At 33.7% G+C, this 23,760-nt stretch carries 21 protein-coding genes and 1 riboswitch; of the genes, 6 read left to right on the plus strand and 15 right to left on the minus strand.

Features of this window, described 5'->3' with window-relative positions:
* Nucleotides 1-2: 2 nt before the first annotated feature.
* From cobJ to Q4Q40_RS18630, 9 genes are all read right to left on the minus strand, one after another.
* Nucleotides 3-1,385 carry a precorrin-3B C(17)-methyltransferase gene (cobJ, locus tag Q4Q40_RS18590; protein WP_303303484.1) on the minus strand — a complete coding sequence of 461 codons (1,383 nt, stop codon included), beginning with the start codon at nt 1,383-1,385 and terminating at the stop codon, nt 3-5.
* A complete protein-coding gene (gene cobI, locus Q4Q40_RS18595) occupies nt 1,382-2,098 on the minus strand; it encodes a precorrin-2 C(20)-methyltransferase (RefSeq protein ID WP_303303485.1) in 717 nt (238 codons plus the stop codon). Before cobI ends, cobJ begins: the two co-directional genes overlap by 4 nt.
* Nucleotides 2,095-3,027 carry a sirohydrochlorin chelatase gene (locus Q4Q40_RS18600; RefSeq protein ID WP_303303486.1) on the minus strand — a complete coding sequence of 311 codons (933 nt, stop codon included), beginning with the start codon at nt 3,025-3,027 and terminating at the stop codon, nt 2,095-2,097. The genes cobI and Q4Q40_RS18600 overlap by 4 nt, the downstream gene beginning before the upstream one ends.
* A gap of 4 nt (nt 3,028-3,031) precedes the next feature.
* A complete protein-coding gene (cobA, locus tag Q4Q40_RS18605; protein WP_303303487.1) occupies nt 3,032-4,576 on the minus strand; it encodes a uroporphyrinogen-III C-methyltransferase in 1,545 nt (514 codons plus the stop codon).
* A complete protein-coding gene (locus Q4Q40_RS18610) occupies nt 4,573-5,373 on the minus strand; it encodes a (2Fe-2S) ferredoxin domain-containing protein (RefSeq protein ID WP_303303488.1) in 801 nt (266 codons plus the stop codon). The genes cobA and Q4Q40_RS18610 overlap by 4 nt, the downstream gene beginning before the upstream one ends.
* 88 nt (nt 5,374-5,461) lie before the next feature.
* Nucleotides 5,462-5,659, minus strand: a riboswitch (cobalamin riboswitch).
* A 15-nt stretch (nt 5,660-5,674) separates the two neighbouring features.
* Complete coding sequence (locus tag Q4Q40_RS18615) at nt 5,675-6,202, minus strand: AAA family ATPase (RefSeq protein ID WP_303303489.1); 528 nt, start codon at nt 6,200-6,202, stop codon at nt 5,675-5,677.
* Nucleotides 6,195-7,136: an adenosylcobinamide-phosphate synthase CbiB gene (gene cbiB / locus Q4Q40_RS18620; protein ID WP_303303490.1), complete on the minus strand. Its 942-nt coding sequence runs from the start codon at nt 7,134-7,136 to the stop codon at nt 6,195-6,197. The genes Q4Q40_RS18615 and cbiB overlap by 8 nt, the downstream gene beginning before the upstream one ends.
* A complete protein-coding gene (locus tag Q4Q40_RS18625) occupies nt 7,127-8,134 on the minus strand; it encodes a pyridoxal phosphate-dependent aminotransferase (RefSeq protein WP_303303491.1) in 1,008 nt (335 codons plus the stop codon). Before Q4Q40_RS18625 ends, cbiB begins: the two co-directional genes overlap by 10 nt.
* Nucleotides 8,128-9,591, minus strand: a complete 1,464-nt coding sequence (locus Q4Q40_RS18630) for a cobyric acid synthase (RefSeq protein WP_303303492.1) — start codon at nt 9,589-9,591, stop codon at nt 8,128-8,130. The genes Q4Q40_RS18625 and Q4Q40_RS18630 overlap by 7 nt, the downstream gene beginning before the upstream one ends.
* Nucleotides 9,592-10,068: 477 nt before the next feature.
* Here Q4Q40_RS18630 and Q4Q40_RS18635 point away from each other — a divergent pair, with 477 nt between their 5' ends.
* From Q4Q40_RS18635 to Q4Q40_RS18660, 6 genes are all read left to right on the plus strand, one after another.
* Entirely contained in the window at nt 10,069-10,980 is a 912-nt protein-coding gene (locus Q4Q40_RS18635) for a hypothetical protein (protein WP_303303494.1), read from the plus strand.
* Nucleotides 10,973-11,611, plus strand: coding sequence for a hypothetical protein (locus tag Q4Q40_RS18640; protein WP_303303495.1), 639 nt, complete (start codon nt 10,973-10,975; stop codon nt 11,609-11,611). The genes Q4Q40_RS18635 and Q4Q40_RS18640 overlap by 8 nt, the downstream gene beginning before the upstream one ends.
* Before the next feature lie 243 nt (nt 11,612-11,854).
* Nucleotides 11,855-12,997, plus strand: a complete 1,143-nt coding sequence (locus Q4Q40_RS18645) for a DUF874 domain-containing protein (protein WP_303303496.1) — start codon at nt 11,855-11,857, stop codon at nt 12,995-12,997.
* Nucleotides 12,998-13,070: 73 nt separating this feature from the next.
* Nucleotides 13,071-13,307 (plus strand): hypothetical protein, encoded by a 237-nt coding sequence (locus Q4Q40_RS18650; protein WP_345027233.1) that lies wholly within the window; start codon nt 13,071-13,073, stop codon nt 13,305-13,307.
* 213 nt (nt 13,308-13,520) lie between these two features.
* A complete protein-coding gene (locus Q4Q40_RS18655; RefSeq protein WP_303303497.1) occupies nt 13,521-13,823 on the plus strand; it encodes a tyrosine-type recombinase/integrase in 303 nt (100 codons plus the stop codon).
* A gap of 66 nt (nt 13,824-13,889) precedes the next feature.
* A complete protein-coding gene (locus Q4Q40_RS18660; RefSeq protein WP_303303498.1) occupies nt 13,890-14,474 on the plus strand; it encodes a hypothetical protein in 585 nt (194 codons plus the stop codon).
* A gap of 2,067 nt (nt 14,475-16,541) precedes the next feature.
* On the opposite strand, the gene Q4Q40_RS18670 is transcribed toward Q4Q40_RS18660, so the two are convergent.
* From Q4Q40_RS18670 to Q4Q40_RS18695, 6 genes are all read right to left on the minus strand, one after another.
* On the minus strand, nt 16,542-18,059 hold the full coding sequence (locus tag Q4Q40_RS18670; protein ID WP_303303499.1) for a peptidoglycan recognition protein family protein: 1,518 nt from the start codon (nt 18,057-18,059) through the stop codon (nt 16,542-16,544).
* 47 nt (nt 18,060-18,106) lie between these two features.
* Entirely contained in the window at nt 18,107-19,501 is a 1,395-nt protein-coding gene (locus Q4Q40_RS18675) for a hypothetical protein (protein WP_303303500.1), read from the minus strand.
* 140 nt (nt 19,502-19,641) lie between these two features.
* The gene (locus Q4Q40_RS18680; protein ID WP_303303501.1) at nt 19,642-19,917 is read right to left on the minus strand and encodes a hypothetical protein; all 276 of its coding nucleotides are present in this window, start codon (nt 19,915-19,917) and stop codon (nt 19,642-19,644) included.
* Nucleotides 19,880-21,034: a hypothetical protein gene (locus tag Q4Q40_RS18685; protein ID WP_303303502.1), complete on the minus strand. Its 1,155-nt coding sequence runs from the start codon at nt 21,032-21,034 to the stop codon at nt 19,880-19,882. Before Q4Q40_RS18685 ends, Q4Q40_RS18680 begins: the two co-directional genes overlap by 38 nt.
* Before the next feature lie 57 nt (nt 21,035-21,091).
* Nucleotides 21,092-23,062 carry a hypothetical protein gene (locus Q4Q40_RS18690; RefSeq protein WP_303303503.1) on the minus strand — a complete coding sequence of 657 codons (1,971 nt, stop codon included), beginning with the start codon at nt 23,060-23,062 and terminating at the stop codon, nt 21,092-21,094.
* Nucleotides 23,063-23,086: 24 nt separating this feature from the next.
* Nucleotides 23,087-23,752 carry a hypothetical protein gene (locus tag Q4Q40_RS18695; RefSeq protein WP_303303504.1) on the minus strand — a complete coding sequence of 222 codons (666 nt, stop codon included), beginning with the start codon at nt 23,750-23,752 and terminating at the stop codon, nt 23,087-23,089.
* Nucleotides 23,753-23,760 lie beyond the last annotated feature (8 nt).

Below are 23,760 nucleotides of genomic sequence, written 5' to 3' on the forward strand. Positions count from 1 at the left end.
TTTTAAGATTTAAAATAGTTTGAAGCTTCTTCTAAAGTAAATGCGGCATTGGTAATCGCCGCGGCAACATTACTACCGCCTCTGTTACCTTCTATAAGTGCCCAATGGGTGTTTTTGGTTTGAGACAACTGTTCTTTGGCTTCTAAAACGTTAACAAACCCAACTGGCACACCAACAATACCTGCTGGTTTAAACCTGTTATTTTCTCTTAGCTGTTCAATAATTTCAAACAATGCTGTCGGGGCGTTTCCAACAACATAAAGGGCATTCGGGTATTGCTCAATGGCTTTTCTAATACCTGCTTGCGATCGGGTTATGTTTTCTGTTTTTGCTAATAATTGGGCATCTTCATCGTTTAATAAACAATGTACTTTGGTGTTGTATTTTTTAATGAATGCTTTTGTTATTCCTGCTTTCACCATAGTAACGTCTGTTACTATTTCTCCACCATTTTTAAGATGGTTGTGCCAGTTTTCGATAGCATTTGGTGTTGCGGCATAATGATTAAAATCTTCTAAAATTCCTGTGGTATGAATTATTCTGGTAATGGCCCATTTATCGGCAACAGAAAAGGAAAGGTCTTTAATATGTTCTGTAACAATCCTAAAGCTTTCTTGTTGAATTTCTTTACCTGTGTGTGGTTTTCTGTTAAGATAGCCTCTTGGGGTAATTAAATAATTTTTAAATTGATAGGTTTGGGAATTACCAATCATCACTAAACAAAACATATCGACATCGTCTGGATTCAATGCCTCTAAGGTTGTGATTTTAATGTCTTCTTCTGGGCGCGTTACATGCCTAACAATGGCTACTGGTGTAGAAGACGCACGTTCTTCCAAAAATATTTTTTGTAATCGTCCTAATTGCCAATGTCTTTTTTTACTTTTTGGATTGTATAAACTAGTAACAAAATCGCCCATGGCCGCTGCTCTAATTCTTTTTTCAATCATGTTCCAGGGCGTCATTAAATCGGATAAAGAAATACAACAAAAATCGTGACCCAACGGAGCGCCTAATTTACTTCCTGCTGCTAAAAATGCCGAAACACCTGGTAGGGTTTCTAATTCAAGATCGTCTAACTCATCGTCTCCTTTAGAAACCATTTCGTAAACAATACTTGCCATAGCATAAATACTGGCATCTCCAGAACCTATTACCACAACATTTTTACCAGTTTTTGCTTTTTTAATGGCGACTTCGGCACGGCCTTCTTCTTGTCCTAATGGCATCGAAATTAATTCTGCATCCGTTTTTAAATACGGTTTTGCAAACTGAAAATAATAATCGTAACCAATAACTACTTCTGCTTGTTGTAATGCACTTTGCACAACAGGCAATATATAAGCATTATCTCCTGGGCCTAAGCCTGTAACGGTAATTTTCATTTAGTAATAGATTTATTTTTTATGATAATAAGAGAAAAATAAGGTGTCTCTCTTTGCTTAATAGTGTCCCAATGGTTTGTAATAAACTGCTCTTGTGTTCCTAAACGTTCTGCGTAGGTTATGTGATGCTTGTCTTCGTTTGTTGCAGATTCAATAATATCCATAACAGATTTTATTTTCATCAAAACAACAGTATCAAAATAATTAATTGCTTCTTTCAGCTCTTCTTTGCTCTGCACACGGGGAATAACAACTACTTTCTCGTTTTGTAAGCATAAAGGCATGGCACTCTCTGCAGCCAAATGCAAATACGATGTAATGCCTGGAATTAAATTAATAGTTAATTGGTGGGCTTTAATTTTTTCCAATAGATAGGAAAACGAGCTGTAGGTACTAATATCGCCTTCGCTAACAATAGCGATAGATAAGCCTTTGTTATAATCTGCTAAAATTTGTTGAAATGTGGTTTCATAAATGGTTTTAGCTTGTTCTCTTTCCAAGTCCATTTTTAAATAAAACCCTTCTAGTTTTGCTGAATCTAATTCATAATGGTTTAGAATAGCGCGAGAATAACTAGCTTTTCTACCCTTTTTAAATAAGGATCCTGGATAATAGATTTTATCTACTTTATGCAGGATTTTTAATCCTTTTAAAGTGATGAGATCAGGGTCGCCTGGACCTAATGATACGCCGTATATTTTGCCTTTTGTCATATACCTAATCCTTTTTTTATTTTTGAAAGGACACTGTTTTTTTGTCCAACTTTTTCATCTTCTTCAAACAATACCCCTTTTACATTTAAGTGATGCCCAACTTGTTCTTTTCCTTGTTCAGATTCTACTCCAACAATTTGCTTGCGGTATTTACATAATTGGCAATTCATATTTGCGGTACCGTTAATGGCTTCGTCCAAACGTTCGTCAAAAGCTTTTAGAATGAGTTCATCGACTCCAAAAGCCTTTGTGTAAATGTATTGGAGCGGTGAGCTTTCATTAAAATCGCGTACTTGTTTATAGATGCGTTCTAAAAGAATGCCTGTAAAAAAGAAAAAAGGAATGGCTATGGTGCGTTTAAATGCCATTTTACTTGTTAGCTCTAATCCTTGAGTAACATTGGGGTAAGCGGTACCACTGTATGAAACCGTTGTAAAACCAAAACCCATGCCTTCACCCAACATGCAAGCCAGTTTATGTACATCTGAATTGGCATCAGGATCGGTTGTGCCTCTCCCAACAACCATTAAACAGACCTCTCTTCTATCAATAGGTTCGTGTTTTTCTTCTTCTTCTAATATTCTTTTTTGGGCTAATTCTAATAAAAAGGAATTGACACCAAGGTGTTTCCCCATTTTAATGGTTAAATCGTCATAATATCCCTGTATGGTGTTCATTTCATATGGAATATCATTTTTGGCGTGAGAACCTGCAAAAAGAATAATGGGCAAAGCGTAAATCTCACGAATGCCTTTTTGGTACATCCGCTCTATGGATGCTTCGTAAACGGGGTGATTAAATTCTAAAAAACCATAATCTACTTCGTAGTCTGAATAACGTGCTTGCAGAATGCCAACCAGTTCTTTAAACGCAGCGGTTCCCGTTTTGGTTCTACTACCGTGTCCGCAAAGTAAAATTCCTTTTTTCATTGTTTTAATTAATTGGTTTTACGCCTATTAAAAACACTACTGGCATTTGTAATTCTTGTTTTTTTACATCTTCTTCAATACCTCTTAATGTTGAGGTTAGCAATACCTCGTTATCTCTTGAAACATTAGAAATGGCATTCACTGGGATATTAGGATTTTTGCATACTTCCATTAGTTTAGGAACAATTTTATCCAAGCTTTTTAAGCCCATATAAAGTGCTAAAGTGTTACCAGCGTTTAACATTTCGGCAATGCCGTTTAATTGGGCTGTAGAATAATCGGCAGTATGCGCTGTACAAATTAAAATGGCATTGGATTGTCCTCTTTCCGTAATGGGAATATTAACGGTATTGGCCGCTGCTAATGCTGCTGAAATCCCTGGGATTACTGTAAAAGGTAGTTTGTGTTGTTTTAAATAGCGAACTTCTTCGGCAGCTCTACCATAAATATATGGATCGCCAGATTTTAATCGAACAACACTTTTGCCTTGCAGACAATACTTCTTCATTAACGCATTGATGTTGTTCTGCCTCTTTTCCTGACTTTCTGCATCGCCAAATTTCTTGCCTACATAAATCTTTTCTGCTTGGGTATTGATCTCTAAAATCTCATCTGAAACTAAATTATCATGTAATATTACTTCTGCATTTTGAAGCGCATGAAATGCTTTTAAGGTCAATAAGTTTTTATTTCCTGGCCCCGCCCCTACAATAGCTATTTCTGGCAATTTACTTTTTGAGAAAATCCATTCTGGGTTTGCATATTCATACTCAAAATGAAGTGCTTTTTTTGATTTTGCATTGCCAACTAGCTTATAACTTTCATGTTCTGTGTCTTCAAAAATAGGTGCTGGTAGCTCCAGTTCTAAAGCTGCTTTTTCGTAAAATGCTTTCCGTTTAGGATGTTCATCTGCACATCCATTGATAATTTCTCCGAAATAGTGCTGTTCTATAATGGACTCAATTAATCCAATCGCATCTTTTTGATGAATTAAATTGACAGGTACATTTGGGTTTTTCAAATGTTTCTTGTTTGCCAAAAACCGTCCTGGATGTCGTTGTGGACCGATCAATCCTGCCAAACGTAAAATGGTTAAGTTACTCCCAAAATGCGCTTGCAATAACTGCTCTGCTTTTAAGACCCCTATACCAGAAGCTTTTTCTGGCTGACAACGTTCTGTTTCATCTGTTAAACGATTTGTATTTTGATATACAGAAGTGGAACTAACAAAAATGATGTTTATATGTTTGGGTGTGCGTTGAATAATTTGTTGGATTTGAAGCGGATAGATAGTTTCAATATTTTCAATTCGCTTTGGAGGGAAATTAATGATTATGGTAGATGCTTCGTATATAAAGGCATCCCAATCACCAATAATTGTATCCGATGTAACGTGTATTCTTGTCGTAGGAAACGTATGCTTTGCAAAGGCTTTTAGGTTGTCTAACGCTGAGACAGAACCACTGATTGAGTACCTTTTTTTTTGAAGTTCTAAAGCAAGTGGTAAACCTAACCAACCTAATCCTAGTATAGAAATTTGTTTCTTCATGACACGATTGGGCTTGTGTTTAGTAACTGAATTTTTGTACAATAGTTCCAGGCATTACTTTCATTTGAATTGATGGAAATTTTCCCTAAAGTTTTTCCAAATTTATTCTTGAAACGTATCCCCGTTTGTTGGGTTTCCTTTTGATGAAAATATTCTGTAACAGAAATTTTTGATTGCTGCAATTCTTTATTGTCTTTTGGAACTGCGGCGATAGTTAATGGGATACTATCTGTTTTAGTAACCAATTCAAGTATGTGCTCTTTGGAATAGTCTACAGCACATATTTCTTTAAACGGAATTGAATTTTGGTTGGGGATATGAAGTGTTACGCCTTGTGGGTTTTCGAACAGGTATAAGAATAGTGGATATAGGTATTGATCTGAGCTAAACCCCTTAGTCATATAGCATTCACCTAATTCTTCATCATCCTTTAATTCAAAAGGTTTTGGTTTTATTGGGGCTCTTTCATTATTTGAAGCTTGCTTTTCCCAACCATTTCGATATAATAATTCGGTTTCAATTGGACATTGATTATCTATATGTCCTTTTACGATATGATTTATTTTTTCTGGAGTCAGTTCTTTATACCAAAACTCTCCTGGGTGTACTATACATGTAGGAGCGTCTTCACACCTTCCATTGCATCTGGTTTTAATGGTGTGTGTGTTGTTCCAAAGCTCATTGTTGCGCAAATAAGCTCTTGCTGTTCTTACAACTTCTTCGCTTCCTGCTTTTTTACAAGAACCTCCATCACAAAAGAAAAAGGTATGTGTCGTATTGGCTATATTTTTCCCCATCTTACTTTTTATAAAGAAATAAAAATGAAGAGTAAGGAACCCAGAAATTGGGCTATCGAACACTTTAACTTTTATTCCCGAAAGTTTAAATTATGTTGTGCATTAGGCAGGTCTTCTGACTTACTCTACTTTTAACGTCTTCCCATTCTTTAGAACAGTGACTTTTAATGTTAAAAGCTTTTTTAGAGCTTACAGCTGCGGGAACAGTTTTGGATTTACACCAAATTCCCTTTTAATTCTATTTTTTTTAATAAAAAAATAAGAAACCAAAAGCGCTACGAATGTATCATTTTTTTTTGAACTAAAGGATTAAATTCAAAATGAATTCTATTCTTTTTAAAGGAGTTGTTTTTGAGAGCATAATAATATCAAACCCTCTTTTTTTATAATATTCTAAAAGAGTCTTTTCTAATTTGAGGCAATAATCAAATTCTTGTAATCGTTGTCCGTCTTTACAATAAATCTCGAACCAAGTTGGAGCAAAAAATACTTTTTTATGATAGGTTTCATGATAAGGAAATGTTTTTAAGTATTTTGGAATTTCCTTTTCTGCAACGGTTAAGTAGGCTTCCAAATCTAGTAAAGAACGATCACAAACTAGTGCCTTACTGTTTGATAATGCTTCATTTGTTATTTTATAAACAAGATTGGTAAATCGATTGATGTCTTGCCAAGGCATGCCTTTTCGTCCATGCTTTTGTTCATCAATAATTACTTTTCTAGACACTTCGTCCATACATGGTACGTTGTGTTTTAGAAGTTTTATCAAAGTCGTTTTTCCAGTACCTGGAGCGCCAGTAATAATGTATTTTTTTTGAAGATTATGCATTATAAAGGACTAAAAACACAGCAATAATTAAGATACAAAACAAAGTACTTACTGCGTAGTTAATTTGACTGACTGTTTTAATTTCTTCGTGTTTAATTTCACGATTATTACTTCCTATAAATGGTTTTTCAACCAATTTACCATGATAGTAATTGGGACCTCCAAATTGACAATTTAAAACATAGGCTAATGCGGCTTCTGGATAGCCTGCATTTGGACTGCTGTGCTTTTTTCCTTCTTTTAAAATAAAGAAAATGCCTCTTAATTTAAACTGAACAATTACTATTAAAAAAGCAGTAATTCTAGCAGGTAGGTAATTAACGACATCATCTAGTTTTGCGGCAAATTTTCCGAACAAAATATAGCGATCATTTTTGTATCCGATCATAGAATCTAATGTGTTGATCATTTTATAAGCCATTACACCTGGGATTCCCAAAATTGCAAAATAAAACAAGGGGGCAATGACGCCATCACTTAAGTTTTCAGACATCGTTTCAAAAGTGGCTATCCGTATTTGTTGTTCGTTTAAGTTGTTAGTTTCCCGTCCCACAATCCAAGATAAACGTTTGCGTCCGGCGTCTAAACCTTCATCTTTTAGTATTTTAAAAACAGCCTTTCCTTCTTGTATTAATGTTTTGTTTGCCAAGCAATAAAATAACATAGCTATTGAAAATAAAATACTAAGGATAGTAAAACCCTTAGAATTTAGCCATTGTATCATTAATAACGGTATTACAAAAGCGGCGCTTATTAATACAATAGATAAAAGTATCCCTTTTAGTAATTTACCCCTCCCCTTGTTACATATTTTTTCACCAAAAGCAATGGCTTTTCCATAGAAAACAATAAGATGTGGCATCCATTTAGGATCGCCAAAAAGCAGATCTAAGCAAAAGGCACTAATTAATATGTAAATAGTATTTAAAGCCATTCCTTTAAGGCTTGAATAAGTTTGATATTAGCTTTTTTACTTTGGGTAGAGACTCGAATATACTCGCCTTTTAATCGAGAAAAATTGGTGGCATCTCTAATAAGTATCTGGTGTTTTTTTATCAGGAACTCCTTTAATTCCTTGGCTGATTTATTTTGTAATCGGACTAAAAAATAGGGTGTATTACTTTCACAAACGTTTAATCCTTCTAATTGATCGAGTTGTTTTTTAAAAACTGCAGCTTCTGTTAGTAATTCTGAAGCGTTAAACTGAAGTGTTTTATAATTGTTAAAAATAAATTCACCTGCTTTTATAGCCAATGAATTTACGCTCCAAGGCATTTTTAAATTTAAAAGCTTCACGATATTTGAAGTACTTGAAACGATATAGCCTAAACGTAACCCAGGAATTGTAAATGTTTTGGTTAAAGAACGTACCACTATTACATTACTGTAATTCTCAGTAAGTGACATGATAGAATCAATACTATTGGTAAACTCAATATACGCTTCATCAATAACAAATGTGGTATTTGGTTTTTGCTTAAACAAAAATTCTAATTCTTTTTTTGAAAAAACTGTTCCGTCAGGGTTATTTGGGTTGCAAATAAACACGAGGTCAGTGTCTGTGTTCCCTAAATCTGTTCGTGCAATTAACTTGTAATTGAGTTTAAAAATTTTACATGCATCTTCATATTCTGAAAAAGTAGGAGCTACAATAGTCGCTTTCTTATTAGAAAATAATTGAGCTATTAGGTAAAAGGCTTCGGTTGCTCCATTGGTAAATAAAAACTGATCATTGCTTAATTGAAATGTTTTAGCCGCCAACTCATTAAGCTCATTAGCAACAGGAGAAGGGTAATTTTGAATTTGATGAATATTGCTTAAAATGGCTTCTGTTAATTCTGAAGGGCATCCTTTATAATACACATTAGAACTAAAATTGTGTTTTATTTTTCCTTCTATCAAATGAAGGTCATCACCATGTCCGTTTAACATTGTTCCATGCTATTTTTTAAAATGGTTGCCATATCTAAATTTTCATCAATCCAATCTGCTAATTTGTCAAATTGCTTAGCTTTAAATGATTTGTAATTTCTAGCTTTAGCATCTGGATATTTTACTTGAAGTAATTCAGTAACCACGTCTTGGTTATCAAAAATCCCATGAAGATAGGTTCCCCAACTTTTATTTCCGTCAAAATAGCCTTCTTCTTTGTTATTTACAACGTTTAAATGTTTGTTTTTTGGAACATTTGTTTCTCCCATGTGAATTTCATAACCTTCACAAATCGCCTTTAAGTCTTTAAATTTAAACTGACGTTGTACGGTTTGTTTCGTTTTTGAAAGTGTGGTTTCTATATCAAAAATATTCAGACCTTTTTCTAAAGTCGTATTACTTTCAACTGAAAAAGGGTCAGCAATTGATTTTCCTAGCATTTGATAGCCACCGCAAATTCCAATAATAGGAATGTGTTTGTATTGTTCCTTAATTACTGTTGCCAATCCATCAGATTTTAAGGCTATTAAATCTTCAATCGTATTTTTTGTTCCTGGAAGAATAATGATGTCTGCTTTTTTTAATTCTTCTGGATCTCTTGTAAAATAAAGATTGATTAATGGTTCTTGTTCTAATGATTGAAAATCGGTGTAGTTAGACATATAATGAAATTTTACTACAGCAATATTTAATTTATTAGCTCTGGAAGTTACCGCTCTTGAACCAAGCGCAACCGAATCTTCTTCTTCTATAATAATATCTTTAGCGTAAGGCATAATGCCTAAAACCGGTAAACCCGTAATCTCTTCTAATTTTTTTTTACCTTCTATAAATAGTGCTGGATCTCCTCTAAATTTATTAATAATAATCCCTTTTACCAGTTTTCGTTCCCAATCTTCGAGCAACTCAATAGTGCCATATACACTACCAAACACACCGCCTTTATCAATGTCTGCTACCAAATAAACACAGGCGTTTGCTGCTTCTGCCATGCGCATGTTTACTATATCTCTGTGTTTTAGGTTGAGTTCACTAATACTCCCTGCTCCTTCCATTACAATAGGGTTATATTTTGCAGCTAATTGGTGAAACGCCTTTTTGGCTTCTTCGAAAAGATGCTTTTTGTCGTCGCCTAAAAAGTACTCTTGAGCTGTTTGGTTGCCTATAGGTTTACCATGTAAGACCACTTGTGATTTGTTTACTGATGACGGTTTTAATAATATAGGGTTCATCTCTACCCTTGGAGGAATTTCACATGCTTCTGCTTGTACGGCTTGTGCTCTTCCTATTTCAAGGTTATCTGGTGTTGAGAAACTATTTAAAGACATATTTTGAGCCTTAAAAGGCGCTGGTTGATATCCTTTCTGTTTAAGCCATCTACAAATTCCTGTTGTTATCCAACTTTTACCAACATCTGAACCAGTGCCAACTAGCATTATAGGGTGTAGGTTCTGCATTTTATTTTTATACGTTTTACTGGCAAAAATATTGAATTAGATATGACTTTGTAGGGGATTTGTAATAAAAAGTTTAGGGTGTGTTTTGTGGTTTTTAGGTGTTGGTGTTTGGTTGAGGGTTGTGAGGGTGTTTTGTTATTAGCTATTGGAGCGAAGGCTAAATCGTAGTATGTGTAAAATGATGAGGGGATTAAATTTGTGCTTGATTTTGTTTTTACATTACTCAAAACATTTGTGATGTTATTTACCACCCTTATGTTTCTTTTTTATGTAATTATAAAACATAATCAGTATTGAAAATGAAAGTTTTATATGGATATTTTTGGGATTATAGTGACCTCAAAGTCTCACGACTTAGCGGAATATTAATCAACCAAGAGTATAAAACCTGAAAGAAGGTTAGAAACTAACTTAGTGTAAAGTTTAATCTTTAACTTTTGTAAAGGATGTCCCTTAACGAACATTTAAACAAACATTATGAATCAAATTTTAAAAAATAAATACTTAAGAAGATTCTTTTGGATATCTAGTACTGCAATTTTAATTTGTTTACTTCTAATTAGATTTTATATTTTTAATAAGCCTACAACTGAAAGCCCCGATTGGTATAATTTCATATCTGATGTGATAGAAGGGCTTGTGGCAACAATTATTACAACTATTGGAATTGGGGTTATGATTTTCTATGTAACACCAAAGGTAGACCCAAAGGATGGTGCTGAATTCCTTCATTCTAGAGAGTTTAATAAATACTTTAAATCTGTACTTAAAGAGAATCCTAACGAATGGTATTTCAGAGGTGGATTTGGAAGGTATTTAAGAACAGCGGTCATTCCTCGTTTACACCAAGTAGCAACAGACGGAACTGCCGTAACAGTAAAGGCCCAGATTCTTAATCCTCAAAACGAAAGGTTATGTAAAATACACGCTCATTTACGAAATACTGTAAATAATTCCGAAAAGAAAACAGATTGGGACGATAAAGAAGTTAAAATCAATTTATATGCTACAATCGTAGTTTGTTCGATATATGAAAGTAATAACGCATTTTTAGATATTTCTATATATCTGATAGATTTCTTCTCAACTGATAGAATAGATATTAGCACAAATTCAGGAATACTAACAAAAGACGACCAAAAATCACCAGGTTTAAAATTTCATAAAGATTCTAATCATTATAGAGCATATAAAGGAGATTTAACTGTAACAGAACAACAAGCATCTGATGTAGTTAAAAAATTGAATGTTAAATATAAAATAGGAAAAGTCACAGGAGATAACATTAAAAAAATATTAAAAGAACTCAATTTTAATGAAAACTTTTCAAGTGCGGATAATGATAGAATTGCATTATTGGTAAATGATAAATCTATTCCATATGAATAATATTATTTATTCTTTATTCAATTCATATTCTAAAGTTAATATGATTAAAATATTAGACTTTCTAATCGACGATATTAATAATATTTGCGCTGAATGGCATCCTCTTGGATTTATTTATATTAAATTAATTCAAGGCAAAAAAAATGATTATCGATTACATATATGGCCAAAAGAAACTAGAAGTTCAAATAAAACGAAGCATCCTATCCATAATCATATTTATAATATAGAAAGCTTAGTAGTGTCCGGTAAAGTAGGATGTGAAGCATATTCAATAGAAAAAAAAACTATTTCTAAAACAAAATTATATAAAGTTCATTATTCAAAATCGGGGTCTAAGTTAGTATCAACAAATGAATCAGTTAATATAGAAAAGAAAAATATCTCTTGGACTAACACAGGAAACACCTACATAATTGAGAAAGGAGATTACCACCAATCCGTGGTAGAACAAAATACTTTTGCAGCTACAGTAGTTAAAAACTATAATAAATCTGACAATATAAAACCAACTGTAATTGTGAATGAAGTTGATTTTTATAAACATAATTGTCCAACGGAAAAAATTGACAAAGATTTCGTTTTAGTTAAATTAAAAGAGCTAAGAAATCGTGTAAATAATAACTTATAGCGAAAAAATGTAAAGTAACTAAGCGTTCATGTGATCAGCACGAACGATCCCCGCTCCGCAAAGTCTCCCGAATTAGCGGAACATTAATCAACCAAGGGTATAAAATTTGAAAGAAAATCACAAAATATAATCAGTATTGAAAATGAAAACTTCATGTGAATATTTTTGGAATCATAGTTACCTCAAAGTCGGGAGACTTTGCGGAGTGGGCAGGATATCCAAAAACAATAATTAAGATTATCTATGTCAGAAACTAACAACGAAGACCTTGAAAGGAATAAATTAATTCTCGAGATAAGTCAACTTGAAAATAAGATTAACACACCATGGTATAAACGAAGTGAGTTCATATCTGTATTAATACCTGCAATTCTCACAATCTTTTCATTGTTCATTTTGTACAAAGCTGGGTCGTATGATGAAAGGTCGCAACAATTTAGTCTTGAACGAAAATCTTTAGAAATAGAACGAGCAGAAATTGAAAACTTCAAAAATGAAATTGACTATAATATTAAGATGTATTCGGATAGTTTAGATCAATTCAAGACTAAATACTTCCATTCAATACTTCAAGGTACAATACAAAACTCATTCATAACCAAGGAAAGAAGTGACAATGAAAAACTGCACACATTTCTTCAGTCAATATTGTTTGACTCTTCACAAACTAAAGAATCACTCATTAATAAAACAGCACGTTTTCTAATCAAAAAAGATACTAATTACACCAAATTGGTAGAACAAAATATTCTTCTTGCTTTAGAAAGAATCAGTGATGAGAAAATAGGTTTACCTCAAAAAATACGAACTGAATTGCGCAGGGATTCATTGCACAAAGACGATATTCTAATTACTTTTAGATTTATTCACAGATATTTCCCTGGAGCTAAGTCCAACACAACATGGAAACATGATCTAGAAAATTTTGGTGAAGTAGTTAAACTTATAATAGAAAATATTTTGTGGGACAACCAAGGACGAATAGATAAAATTGAAATAAATGGCAATGCTAATGATGATCGATTCTCGACTAAATATGATGGGTCACTTGGTGACATTGAAGGCATTAAATACACCTATAGAGATTATCGAGATTCAATAAGAGAAACTAAAATGTATTTATATAAAGGTTCTCATTTTGGCAATAAAGAGCTTTCATTTTTACGTGGGTTTATTATAAAAGATAAACTTGAGGAATCAAAAAAAATAAATTCATATAATATTAAATTAATATCAAGTCTAAATGAATCAAGAGGCTCTAGAGACATCGAGGTCAATATTAAAATCAAAAACTGTTATACGAAATTCAAGAAGTATTATAGATTCGACGAAGACGTTATTCGAAAATATTGGAATAAATATTATAATGTGAATGACAGCCCATAACAAAGGTAATCATTAACCCACTCCGCAAAGTCTCCCGACTTAGCGGAAAATCAACAAACCAAGAATATAAAACTTGAAAGAAGGTTACATTATACGAGATCAAGAAAATACACATTTTATTACTGCAACAGTAGTAGATTGGATAGATGTCTTTACACGAAAGTCTTATAAAGGTATTGTTATTGATTGTTTAGGGTTCTGCACAAAAAATAAAAGCATCCTTTTGTATGGTTATGTTATTATGAGCAATCATATACATATAATCATTCAATCTAAAGATGGTAAACTATCAGATTTAATAAGAGATTAAAAAAAATTCACGGCTAAAAGCATATTAGAAAAAATTGAAAACGAACCCGAAAGTAGAAAAGAATGGATGCTAGAAAGATTTAAAAAAGTTACAGAAACGCATAACAGAAATACCAACCCGCTAGCGCGGAAATGTTTTCCGTGCCCGTAAATAAATAAAAGAAGGCTTTTGTAGTGAGGTGAAAGCTTCATATAATGGGTTATGTTTAAGATAATGAATCACGGATTAAAAATCCGTGCTATTGGGTTATTTGAAGGACAAACAAGATGTAAATACAGTACCATTAGCATAAGAGCCATATTTAGAAAAGTCGTGAACGATACTAATTTGAACCCATGGGCAACAGTACATACATTGCGCCATTGGTTTGCAACACATTGTATTGAAAACAACATAAATATTCGTCATTGTTCGCCAAAAACGACAGAAATTTATACCACAACTATTGAAATTAACAATAAGACCATTATAAGTCCATTGGATACTTTATTAAAAAGTAATACATTGCATGTATAAACGATATAACCACAATTGGATCACTATTTATTGTGGTTATACAATTGTTGTGCTTAATTTACCCAAATGACCGAAAAGGAAGTAGAGAAAATAATTGATTCCAATAAAATTTTGTCCGATGACCTCGACAAAGATAAATACTTCGGATTTTTTCCTGGAGTTGGAGTAACTCTTGCTTTTGGAATACTTTTATTACCTTTTATTACCGATAAAACATCTTTTAGTCCATTAATTAAATGGATTGGACTTTTTGTTGGTTTATTACTGATTTTATTGACATATTTAAGTTTTAAAATCGAGAAAAAATTAAAATTAATCATCACTAATTTAGATAAAGAATCTAACCAACAAATTATTAAGGAATATTTTAAAAAACATAATATTCCATTGACAAAAAATTCAAATTACTACTCAACATTTCTACCGACATTATTTTATAAAAAAGGTTTAAAACTCATAATTATACCTTGGAATAATAAAATCCTTTTCAACATTAGAACAATTGGGTTTGCAGTGGAAGGAGGAAGAATACCGTACTCAATTGGAAAAATAATACAACAGAATAAGCTGACTAAAAACTTTAAAAAACTAAGCACAACATTGGTGGCTGTTGCACAACTACTTTTTTTGACTGAATTAGGTTGTTTCTGAGAACTTTAAAAATAATGAATATTGATAATCAACAACTTAACAATCGTTTGAAAATTAAAAACGCATGATTTCCTAAAAATTTTGAGTTGTGCAACAGTCACAATGACTATAAGTAATTACCCCCGCTCCGCAAAGTCTCCCGACTTAGCGGAACATTAATCAACCAAGAATATAGAATTAGAAAGAAGATTATAAAATATAATTAGTACTGAAAATAAAAGTTTTATATGAATATTTTTGAAATTATAGTGACCTCAAAGTCAGGAGACTTTGCGGAGTGATGAATTGAAAATGAACAATTAAAAAAAATGGACACGACTAAAACCAAATAAAACTGCAGCTAACACCGTAAAATAATGCAGTAGTTGGTGCTTTATCAAAAGTTAATGTAATTTTGTTTTGTTTGATTTTTATTCAGAAAATACTCACGCATAAAACGCGCTATTATTATACAAAACCATTGTAAGTAATTAAACAAAAAATGAACAATAAATCTCTAATTATAAAGGCGATATTATTTTCCTTACCAAGTTTTTTCGTTTTACACTTAAACCAAGTAAATTTGGTACGCCTAATTATTATTGGGTTAAGCATGATTTACATAATATTTCAATTAGAATTATTGTTCTATCCGATATCCAATTATTTTTATCTCCATTCCAAAAATAATATTACTGAAAAATCTAAGGTTAAACATTTGAAAAAAATTCTGATATATTATTTTAAAATATTCCTCATTTTATTTAATCCTCTAATCGCCATTTATATAAGCAAACTTATTGATAAGACAATTCAACACATTTTGTTAAACAACTCAGAAAACATATTTCATGTCTTTTCTTCAATTATAATATCACTAATTGTTAGTTTTTTAATTCTGGCTTTTGAACGAAAATATCCCTTGCTAATTTATTCTTTTTGGTTTATTACAGCTCTTTTGTTAATACCGGTTGCCATTAATTTAATTGAAAACCCGCTTTTAATTAAAATTAGCGGTATAATTTTTTCCATAAGCTTTCTAGCTACAATCCTTCATCAAATAGATCTATTAATCCCTGAAAAATACCCAAAATATAATAAATCATGGGAGAGATTAACTGACTTTCTGTCTTTAGGGCTAGCAAAGCCAAAAAACATTAATTAACTGCTCACACAACGTTAATCGTTGCGCAAAACCAACAAAATGATAAAAAAGGAACTCTATAGCCCCCGCTCCGCAAAGTCTCTCAACTTAGTGGAACATTAATCAACCAAGAGTATAATGGTTACATTATATGAGATCAAGAAAAAATACATTTTATTACTGTAACAGTAGTAGCTTGGATAGATGTCTTTACACGAAAGTCTTATAAAGATATTGTTATTGATTGTTTAGGGTTCTGCACAAAAAATAAAGGCATGATTTTGTATGGTTATGTTATTATGAGCAATCATATACATATAATCATACAATCTAAAGACGGTAAACTATCAGATTTAATAAGAGATTAAAAAAAATACAGCTAGAAGCATATTAGAAAAAATAGAAAACGAACCCGAAAGTAGAAGAGAATGGATGCTAGAAAGATTTAAAAAAGTTACAGAAACGCATAAAATACCAACTATCAATTTTGGCATATGGAAATCATGTAGAGGAAATATATTTACACAAATTTATGTGATCTAAGTTAGGTTATATTCATTTAAACCCTGTGCTGTGTGAGCTGAAATTATAGAAAAAGCTTCTTATTATAGGTATTTACGGAGCGGGAGGAAGATAAAAATTTATAAAGTCAATACTTTAACAAACAGAGTAAAGTAAGTTACTTTCCAATACAGAAAGTGACTTATTATTATTGTATTAGTGATACAAATTTGGCACAATAAAAATCCAAAACAATCAAACAAGAACAAAATACTTCGTCGATGACAAAAAAAATATTTTTACAAGTTTGATTTCCTGCGAGTACACTATCAAAAACAAAAAACCTGACAATTCGTGATGTCAGATTTTTTCTTCTTTCGTTATAGGTTTTATATTGAAAACATAAGGAATAATTGGTTTTCATCTCGATAATGATTTTGACTCTAAATCCCTGTTATATCAATAAATTTTTGTCTTCTTGTTCTATTATTAACGCGTCCGTTATTGCCATCAATCTGCGTATTAAACGCCCCAATAATTTTAGTCATCGCCTGAGCATGACTGTTGTTTCGACTCCTCAACCACAAGTAAAACGTGGGAAATGTTCCATCACTATGCCTACCTCCTATGTTGAAATGAGATAAAATCCCTGGTCTATTATGTCCTGTTGTATCCAATCCATATTGACTCCTCCATCCATCAAGCAAAAACAAATTTTCAGAATCAGCCGAAATTTGAGCTCCAGATACAGTCTCGTGATTTAAGGAAAGAAAATCACTAATAATAGCTAGACTAGGTTGGTTGACCAACCAATCTACCAAGGTGTTCAATGCCATAAGTTGTGGGTCGGTTGGTACAACATATCTTTGATGTTTTCTTAATCTTGGAGTGCCAGATTCAAAGCGATCTGAGTTATCATCTTGTGCACCATGAACCCTACGATTGTACTCTCTTTTGTTTTCTAATCTGTTGACCCAAGAATGTACCAAAGTTCTTTCAGAGTTATTGACGGAAGTACCAGGAACCCGATATCCTGATCTGCCATCAAACCAAACCGAATTTACCACTTCAATTCCTATCGAAGAATCATTTCGTGGACCAGCATGACTAATCCTTTGAGCTATATCATAGTGTTGTGTGATACTTCCATCTGTATGTACAACAAAATGAGCACCCAAGCTCTCAGCTCTATCTCGACCACTTTTGTTCCATGTATCAGGCGGATTACTTGGGTTATCAAAACGGAAACCTGCTGTTTCATGAATTACTATTTGAGTTATCTCATTGGATATCCTAAAGTCTTCTCGCCTACCGCCTATTAAACTATCAATATGATGTACGCGGTCATTGTTCCAATTCAAGAAATTAGGAACAGGCGCTTGAAACCCTACATCATTTAAAATGATTCTGTTTTCGTTTGAAGAACCTGCATTAATACCAGTCAATAATTGGACAAGTCTATTTTGAGCTGCAACGGCTCCGTCTGAATTCATTTGATTCGTGCCATAATGTACAATACTCGTATAGTCATCATCATTTTCTCGAGTGACACAGGCCGTAAAATGACCATTATCAATACGATCTACCCAATTATCCGAAGCCGTTTCTGAATCAATTGGTTCACTATCAAAATAAATAAAAAGTGCCGAAGGGTGGTCACTTCCACTCAAAGCTTGAACAATTGTCTCCTGGAAATTCTGGTCTGATTCTGCAATAAAAATACCCCTTATCAAACTTTGGGCGACTTCCGCCTCTGGATTTCCTCCAAATAATTGATTACCATCCATAATTTCTTCATAATTCAACAATCTATACTGATTGGATGAAGGATCCTCTACATAATACACCATAAGATGATCTCTGAGAAATGTACTAACATCTGATTGCTGCCCCCAAGCAATTATTGTAAAAAAGGAAAATACCATGAGGAGTGTTTTTTTGATATATATATACGTGTTCATAACTATTGTTTTTAATTAATATCTCTTTTGTGTTTTTCTGGTAGAAGTTAAGGCGTATGGCCAGAGAGGTTTAAATCTCTAATAATGTCCCATTTTTCTGCACTCATACGTCTATTCCATTGCCACCACGCAATTGAAGGACTTGGTAGATGAGGTTCAGTAATATCTAGAAGCGCTTGAAACTGAGCTGTCGTTTTATTAGCGTCTGTTATGGCTCCAGAGGCTACCACTATCTTATTCCTAAAACCAAGACGTTCCCATGATTGTATTCCATTTTGTACGTAATCCCTCCTACGAGCACTTACTGTAGCAGAAGATCTAGGTTCAAAAATCTCGTTTGCAGGAGCGTATAATTGAGGTACTCCAAAATCAGCCCGACTCATTTGCTTATGTGGAAATCGATGCAGACTAGACCCAAAACTAGACACACCAACACTCAGATTTCGTTCATGCGCTTGTGCCAAGGTATAATCCATTAAAACTCGCATTTCGGATGATTTATCACCGATATTCCAGGCAACCGCGTCATTATCATGTGCAACACCTTCGATATCTAAGATAATCCCATCTCCATCAACCCATTCAACCTTTTCAATAAGTTGATCCACAAAAGTCCGTATGCTATCTGGAGGGCTATTTGCCATGGGCCAACCCCAGACATATACTTGAGCATCTGAGACACTATCTTTAAAAGCCCCTATATATTCTTGAGTCAGTGTACGATTGGCATTTTTTGTATTCAGATTATGCCCTTGTCCATCTTGATTGGCTCCTTGGAAAGCAATCCAATTAATAGTATTTCGTTTTGCTCTGGAAGCAAAAGCACGTGCAGTGGGTTCAGCCCCTCTTAAGTTTTGAGTAAACATTCCTTTTCCTATAGGTATCCGCCGTACCACTTGAGCATTAGTACTATGTATGTTTTCGAGTAATGCTATGACTCGATTTTTAGCCAAGGCAAAACCATCTTCGTTCATTTGATTGGCACCAAAATGAATAATACCTGCATACTCATCTCCAGCCTCAACGGTGACACAGGACGTAAAGTGCCCATTTTCAATACAACTCGTCCAGTTTGCAGAGGCACTTGATTCATCTAGTGACCCTTTATCAAAATAGATAAAAAGTGCCACAGGTGTGTTATAGCTTCTCAACCTCTCAATGACTTGCTGTTGAAAATCGACACCGGATTCAGGAATAAATATTTCCCTAATCAATTGTTGTGCGATATCCATCTCTGGATTATTTCCAAATAATAACTCTCCAGATATGATTTCATTTGGATTTAACAATCTATACTGATCAGATGATGGCTCTTCCACATAATAAACCTTAAGATGATCTACTATATACGACTCTACACTAGAATCTTGACCTATTGACACCTTAGAATTCAATACAATTATCAGAAGGCATATAAGCCTTAAATGTTTGGATACTTTCATAATTTTGAATTTTAAAATTGTCCTATGTTAATGAGATGAATTATTTCATCTGTGAACGATTTACGTTCTTCAAAAATAGACTTACTTCTGTCCTTATAGCCACTAGTAAAATACAAGCGTTAGCGGGGTTGATTTTTAATCTATTCTTGATTTATTTTCTTTGTAGTTGAGTTATTAAGTCTTTTTCTAAAAATTTCTATCCCTTTTTCAAGTCTAATTTTTGATTCTTTATTTAACCTTAAATAATCAAGATTTTGGTCTTCACCGTTAAGTATGTCCCAAAAATTATCAAACCCTATAACTCCAATTTCTCTAAAAAGTATGTGTATGTTACCTCTGGTAGAAGATTCTTCTTTCGTTAATTGAGTATCTCCATTCTTATCCTTGTATGTCTCTGAAAAAATTACAACTTGCATTTTTGTTTTTAGCATCCTTATCTGGGATGCTAAAATCACTTTTAAGTTTATACATAATAAACTTAGGCAATTTTTCCCCCGAAGACATACTTCTAATTTGCGAATTTCTAACCCCATCTCCCGAAACAATATTTCCATAAATATCCAAAGAAGGTAACGCTTCTGAAACTTTTTGCAAGACACCATTAGTAGCCCCACTAGAGCAGTGATGAAAAATAATCTTAGTTCCAGGATCAAGATTTGCTTCTCTAAGAACCTCTATTAACTCATTACTATAATATCCTTTACGCCATGTTCTTGTACCTATAGCAACACGATCATTCCAACCGTGGCCAAAACTATGAATTATTTTAGGCTTAGATTCCAATAATTTTTGCAAACTCTTTTTTGTGGGTGCGTAAGCTCGTTTTACTTTATGATCTTTAGCTGCTTTTTTAGCATACCCCTCAGAATTAGGATTAGAGGAGTCGTAAAGAAATAGAGGTTCTGGAATTATCGGGTCTTCTTTTACATCTATCCTATAATGCACCATTCTCCTTTCCGCTTGCTCCCCACTAATATCTGTATTACTCTCGGGAGACGTAAAACCTGATCCATTTAATAATTCTACTAGGCGATTTTGAGATGTTTCGAGACAATCTATATTGAGTTGATTGGCGCCATAATGCACCGCACTGGCATAGTCATCATTTTCTTCTCGTGTTAAACAAGGAGTAAAATGACCGCTCTCAATATAATCAGTCCAGTTGGCAGCTGCAATAACCTCATCTACAGGTTCACTATCAAAATAAATAAAAAGTGCTGATGGATCATCATTGTCGCGTAATGCACGCACAATACTTTCTTGAAAGTCCCCGTCTGAATTGGTATTATATATACTTCTTACTAGGCTTTGAGCTACTTGCATTTCAGCATTTCCACCAAAAAGTTCTCCACCATCAATTATTTCATCGGGATTCAATAAAGTATATTGATCGGATTCTGGATCCTGCACATAATATACCATAAGGTTATCTCTCAGAAATGAACTCGTAGTCGATTCTTGCCCCCAAGTATTTATAGCAAAAAAGGCAAATATTATTAGGTGTGTGTGTTTTATATATAGTTGTGTTTTCATGATTATTGTTTTTAACTAATACTTAGTATATGAGTTATACATATCAAGCAGAAAATTTTAAAATTGCCCAGAATTAATAAGATATATTGTTTCGTCTGTGGACGATTTACGTTCTTCTACAATAGGGTCTTGGCCTTTTAATATCCATTTTATCTGATAGTCATACTCCAATATATCTTCCTCTAGTATGATACTGACCCGCTGTGATAGATCGTCTTTACTGAAGTCTACTCTAATCGATTTTCTCTTTTCCTTATCACCTTGTTTATAAAAGACCTTAACCTCAGCAAAGCGGACTAGATTATCGTCTACAATACTCTCATCTACATTAATATATATATCCTTTTTCTTAAATGGCGGGGCTAGTGTAATGGCTCCAGCTTCACGAGTAGTCCAAGGCGTGCTTACCTCATGACCTCCATGAAAACTCCATGTGGCCTTATACTCGTATTCCAACCACTTGCTGCGGTTATTATCTCCCTTCCAGCCATATGGCTCAAATTTGAAATTGTTACCTCGGTTAAAGTTTTTTCTATCTATTCGAATCTCTCGCTGAGTAACGTTTCCACTTTGGTGCTTTTTCTTAAGCAAAACACTAATGTAATTAATGAATTGCCCAAAATCACTAAGATTTGCTCCATCAATAAAGGCAATAATCTCGCGCTGTTTGTATAAAGGATCATCCATATTGAACATCCTGAAACAGTCTTTACAATTAACAACACCTATATTACCTCCAAAATTCTGAGGTTGATTTCGCATGATAGATTTCTCCATATTAATCGTGACACTACCTGATTTCTTTTCTTTCTTAAATTGAAATGCTGCGGCAATGGCAATTACAGGCGCTGAGGAGGCACTATCGGTATTAGATGAAGAAGGTTCGTAAGGAGGAACCGTTGAAGGTTCATCACTTGGACTTGCCCTGCGAACAGCCACTCCTGCCGTAGGAGTAGTCGAATCACTAGTTGATGCTGTATCGTTTTCATCATTATCCCTATCAGACGAAGTTGATGGCGAATTTCGTGTTGAAGGCACAGAAGTCCTAACTGGACGATTTGCCCTGCTACGATCTCGTTCATGATCACGTCGCTGTTGACTCAACATGGTACTTGCTCTATCCAACATACTAGGTCTTCCATTAGCATTGGAAGTTAATTGCGATAATGAAGGAGCAGATGTGTTTTCTTGAGATTCAAAAATACCAGTCTGGATCATCTCCATGACCACGTTACGAATCTGATCAAAATCTTCATCCTCTCCAACCTCAGTGATTTTAATAACACGATTACTTATCATTTCGCTAACTGCTACATCAACTTCGGCAGCCAGAACAGGTGTTGCGATTCCTCCTTGAAAATTATTATGCTTATATATTTCTTCCCACTTAAAACTGACATTGGCAGATATAGGCGCGTTATATCCTTCAATTTCCATATTGAATGTAAAACTGAGATCTGCAATATTGGCTTTAAATGACTCCCAAAGTGTTTTCGCTCCTTTTCTAGTCAGAAGCATGGAAACAGGGATTTTCTGCCCTTCCAATACTGGAGCTGCTCCCATACCAAGAACTTGCTTTGTAAATTCTTCATTACCGGCGTTAAATGTGGAAACCAGTGCCACGGTACCTCCCCTATACATAACTGGGCCTTTAATTTTTCCTTTGGGATTGATTCTGCGTAGTTCTTGTTGGGCCTCCATTTTTTGTTCATCAGAAACACTCAGTTCGATGAGCGCTGTAACAATGCCACCGCCAGCACCTTCTGTATCCTTATATGATTCTTCATTATCGTCGGTACTTACATTTTCTACCCATCGGATAAAAGAGAATTCGGGTTTTCCGTTTTCTCCTCGTGCAAGGCGTACTTTGTCTGCCAGATAATAATACTCGTTCTTATTATAAATATTTGGAAATAGTTTTAAATCTCCAGCTTCTACTAAATCGTCTAGAACTATCGCTTGAGCAACTATTGATTCAGAAGTGAAAGCATCCAAAATTATTAGGCCTATTAAAATTATTTTTTTCATGATTTCTGTTTTTTATTGATTCTGTTAATTCGATCTTTGGAAAGACTCTATTACTTTTCTTGAATCGTCTTTTTTGTATTCCTTTGCTAACTTTTTAGCCCTTTTATGAATTTCAGATTTTGGATTCGCAAGACCTTCTGGTGCATTTATATAGATGAAATTATCACGGACCAAAGATTTCCAAGGAAGCATAAGATTTCCATGATCTTTATGTACAAAAACCAAACGATATACATATTGAGAAGCATCGCGATCAGTATAAATTTTACGTTCAATGTAGGGTCTAGTACCTTCCTCTACATTTAGGACCATAATAGCTTCATTTTCTTTCCCAAATTGCATATATCGTAAAGCGACATAAACCATGAAAAACCCGTTATCTTTTAGATTCTTAATATCTCCTTCTACCCCAATAGTTTTACTAAATATTGGCGGAACAACGGGCAGACTTGGATTTTTTTTAGAATTAAACAATAGTGCATCCGAAGTATAAGTATTGCCATTTTTAAGTCTCCATTCTTGATAATAATTATAGTGATTCGATACTTCTGATTTTTTTATAATGATCCTGACTTCGTCAATGATTTCATTCAACAAGTCACGATCGTACTGATCAAAATGAAAAACCTGACCTTCTGCCGCCCAAAGATTAGCGAAGATTATTAAAGCTGTTATTATTAGATGTTTCATGATTTCCA

The sequence above is a fragment of the Flavivirga jejuensis genome (assembly GCF_030540765.1).
GTDB classification, from domain to species: domain Bacteria; phylum Bacteroidota; class Bacteroidia; order Flavobacteriales; family Flavobacteriaceae; genus Flavivirga; species Flavivirga jejuensis.